General features: G+C 37.6%; 3 protein-coding genes. 1 reads left to right on the top strand and 2 read right to left on the bottom strand.

Annotation, left to right across the window (positions count from 1 at the left end):
• Positions 1-125: 125 nt before the first annotated feature.
• Entirely contained in the window at positions 126-491 is a 366-nt protein-coding gene (locus ACFIO3_RS12630) for a DUF1376 domain-containing protein (protein WP_375640198.1), read from the bottom strand.
• Entirely contained in the window at positions 481-957 is a 477-nt protein-coding gene (locus ACFIO3_RS12625) for a crossover junction endodeoxyribonuclease RuvC (RefSeq protein WP_375704570.1), read from the bottom strand. Before ACFIO3_RS12625 ends, ACFIO3_RS12630 begins: the two co-directional genes overlap by 11 nt.
• A gap of 65 nt (positions 958-1,022) precedes the next feature.
• On the opposite strand from ACFIO3_RS12625, the gene ACFIO3_RS12620 reads away from it, so the two are divergent.
• A complete protein-coding gene (locus ACFIO3_RS12620; RefSeq protein WP_375608905.1) occupies positions 1,023-1,676 on the top strand; it encodes a hypothetical protein in 654 nt (217 codons plus the stop codon).
• Positions 1,677-1,749: the final 73 nt, after the last annotated feature.

The raw sequence follows: 1,749 nt of genomic DNA, 5'->3' as shown, positions 1-1,749 counted from the left end.
TTAAAATAGGTTCACCAGTATGGAGCATTAGAAGTCGCAACATGACATAGATACATTTCTCGGTCGGCGACAAAAAACCAAGAGTAAGAAGCCATCTGTCTGCAAAAAGCCTCGTCCATGGCAACTTAGTTGACATGTATTGCCTCCTCTCTTTTCTTACTCCACCTTGCTAAAGCTGCTTTCGAAGCTCTCTCTGAAAATTTGCTAATGCTATAATCAAAAGCTAGTGACTTATGCCATAAGCACCCATTCTCTAAACGCGTAATATGATCCGTGCTTATTAAAGTCTCTAAGGTCTTTTGAAACGTTCTTATTGAACACCCACACCAACTTGATAAATAAGACGCATTATTTATAAGAGGCGCTTTCCTATCATTCATTAGCAACACAAGTGTTGTATAAACAGCCTTCTCGGTCGCTTTTAATCCCATAAGATCTTTTAAAAACTGATCTGTACTAAATTTTACAAACGCCACTTTATTATTGGACATCATTTGAGATCTCCCTTTCTTTAACTAAATGTAAAATTGCTAAAGCATCTGCTTCATTATCATCACATGGCTTGTGTCCTTTAATACACATTGCCTCTATCATCTCTTCTTTCGACGCATTCCCCTTCCCCGTCGTCGCTTTCTTAATAGTACTTACCGGTATCCCCTCATACGGTATCTGATGATGTTCACACCACGCCGTTAATGTTGCTAATAAACCACCGTAAACATGCGCTGCATCCGTGCCAACATGACGCCTCACCTCCTCAAAATACACCGCGTCAATTTGACCTGCTGTCTGCTTTATTTCTGATAGCCATTGTTTAAAACGCAAGTAACGCATTCCACCGCCTTCAAAACGACGGGAGTAAAAATTAATGGTACCACTTATGATACTACCGTCCCCTCCACGTATCGCCCACCCCATCTTCGTACCTAGATCAAAACAAAGAATCGTGTTATTCACCGCGCCGCTCCATACAAAATGTGTTTTATAGAAGTGTTTTTTTCCGAAAGCGGGCTGAGAAAAATATGGAAGATACACCAACAACATATGAATGTATTTCTTTAATCATTAGTACGTTCTCTCTACTTTTTGTTTTGTATAAAAGCTACAAAGAACAAAAAGAAAAATGTTTAGGACAAAAGTTGCAAAACTGTACTGTACGTACAGTTTCTGAACATCTGTCTCCAAAGCATCCTAGTGACCTTGAAGTTGAATTGGAATTAGCCATTTACAATCCTACAAACCAAATAATCAAAATAAATCACATCAAAATACCTAAAAAACACCCATTTATATTTACTGAAGCACTCTACCCAGATCCTACCGAAGGTATCTCAGATTCTAAAAAACGTGAAAATGGAAAGAAAATCGCTTTAAAAAGCGAAAAGCATATTGATTTAATAGACCCCAAATTAGATCCTAACCATTTGGGATTTTTTGATCTTTTTAGTATAAAAGCCAAAAGTAAATTGACTCTTTGGTTTACCATACACCCACAAAAACCATGTTTAAGAAAACCTATAACCATCGTAGTTGAACATACCTCATGTAATAATCCAGAAAAAACTCTTGAGACCACTTTTTGTCTTGGTTTTTTCCTTTGGACAGATGAACAGGACATAGCTTGGGAATACAGAATGCGTAACAAAGAAGAACCTATGGATAGTTTTAATAGCTAAAGCCATATTCTGAACTCCTTATAATAACGGAGTTTCTCCCATATTCTACGGTGCCAAGGTAGCGATTTCATGT

This window comes from Bartonella sp. AD328YNZD (assembly GCF_042196425.1).
Note: the sequence above shows the minus strand (reverse complement) of the source record. Positions and strands in the feature narration are given on the sequence as shown.

Bases quoted from the DNA above. Each gene is read 5' to 3' on its own strand.
- ACFIO3_RS12620 (WP_375608905.1), top strand. From the start codon at position 1,023: ATGGAAGATACACCAACAACATATGAATGTATTTCTTTAATCATTAGT.
- ACFIO3_RS12630 (WP_375640198.1), bottom strand. From the start codon at position 491: ATGTCCAATAATAAAGTGGCGTTTGTAAAATTTAGTACAGATCAGTTT.